The sequence below is a fragment of the Rhodococcus sp. RS1C4 genome, from assembly GCF_002258225.1.
Lineage (GTDB): Bacteria > Actinomycetota > Actinomycetes > Mycobacteriales > Mycobacteriaceae > Rhodococcoides > Rhodococcoides fascians_E.
On sequence record NZ_NOXZ01000001.1, the window covers coordinates 1 to 1466 of the forward strand.

The window sequence follows — 1466 nt, forward strand, 5'->3', positions numbered from 1 at the left end:
TCCACGTCGGGCAGATCGATACCCATCTTGTGCAGCTCTTCGATGGTCGTCGCGCGCATCGCGGTGGCGTCGAGTGTCCGGAACGGGCCTTTGCGCAGTTCCTGACCGAGGAAGAAGTTACGCCAGACCGGCATCAAGGAGACCACCGCGAGGTCCTGGTAGACCGTCGCGATGCCCTTGCCCAGTGCGTCCTTCGGGGAACTGAACTTGGTGTCGACACCGTCGACGAGCAGTTCGCCTTCGGTCTGCTGATGCAAACCGGCCATGATCTTGATCAAGGTGGACTTGCCGGCGCCGTTGTCACCGAGAACACCGGTGACCTCGCCGGCGCCGACGCGCAGGTTGATGCCGGTGAGGGCGATGATGTTGCCGTAGGACTTACCGACGCCTTTGAGCTCGATGAGCGGTGTCTTACCGCCCGAGGGGACGTTCTCGATCGGGGTTTGTGCGTGTGTGGTCATGACCGGTCACCTTTTTGCTGCGTAGTTGCGGAAGGAATTGTTCGCGATGACGGCGAACAGCAGCATCGCGCCGAGGAAGAACTTGAACCAGTCCGGGTTCCATCCGGCGTAGACGATGCCCTGGTTGGCCATGCCGAAGATGAATGCGCCGATCATCGCTCCGATGGTCGTACCGAAACCACCGGTCAACAGGCAGCCACCGATGACGGCGGCGATGATGTAGAGGAATTCGTTGCCCACGCCCTGACCGGACTGGACGGTGTTGAACGCGAACAGCAGGTGCATGCCGACGAACCAGGCGCAGAATCCGACGAACATGAACAGCCCGATCTTGACCTTCGTCACGGGAACACCGATGGCGCGAGCCGAGTCCTGGTTGCCGCCGACGGCGAAGATCCAGTTGCCGATGCGGGTCTTCATGAGCACGTAGGTGGAGATGGCGGTGAACAACAGCCACCAGACGACGGTGATGCGGATCGAGACATCACCGATCTGGAAGGACGAGGCGAAGACCTTCTTCGCCGAGTCGAAGCCGGCCATATCCGAGATCGACGGGGTGGCGACCTGCCCGGTGACGAGCTTGGTGACCGCGAGGTTGATACCGGTCAGCATCAAAAAGCTCGACAGGGTGATCAGGAACGAGGGAATCTTCGTCTTCATCACCAGATAGCCGTTGAGGAATCCGACCCCGAGAGCGAGTACGAGCGCCAGCAGCGATCCCAGCCAGACGTTCAGGTGCAGGTTGTAGGCGATCATCGAGGCCATGATCGAGGAGAACGTCACCGCGACACCGGTGGAGAGGTCGAACTCTCCGCCGATCATCAACAGCGACACTCCGATCGCCATGATGCCGATGGTCGAGGAGGCGTAGAGGACGGTGGCGAGAGCTTCCGGGGATCGGAAGGGTGGAGCGACGATGCAGAAGAAGACGAAGATCACGATCGCGCCGAACAGCGCGCCGATCTCCGGACGAACCAGCAACCGCTGCAACGGCTTCTGCTTCTT

At 60.8% G+C, this 1466-nt stretch carries 2 protein-coding genes; both read right to left on the reverse strand.

Annotation, left to right across the window (positions count from 1 at the left end):
* Nucleotides 1-461, reverse strand: a 461-nt coding sequence (locus CH289_RS00005) for an ATP-binding cassette domain-containing protein (RefSeq protein WP_143545019.1), incomplete at its 3' end; no start/stop codon positions are given.
* A 6-nt stretch (nucleotides 462-467) separates the two neighbouring features.
* On the reverse strand, nucleotides 468-1466 hold a 999-nt coding region (locus CH289_RS00010), incomplete at its 5' end, for an ABC transporter permease (RefSeq protein ID WP_052060002.1).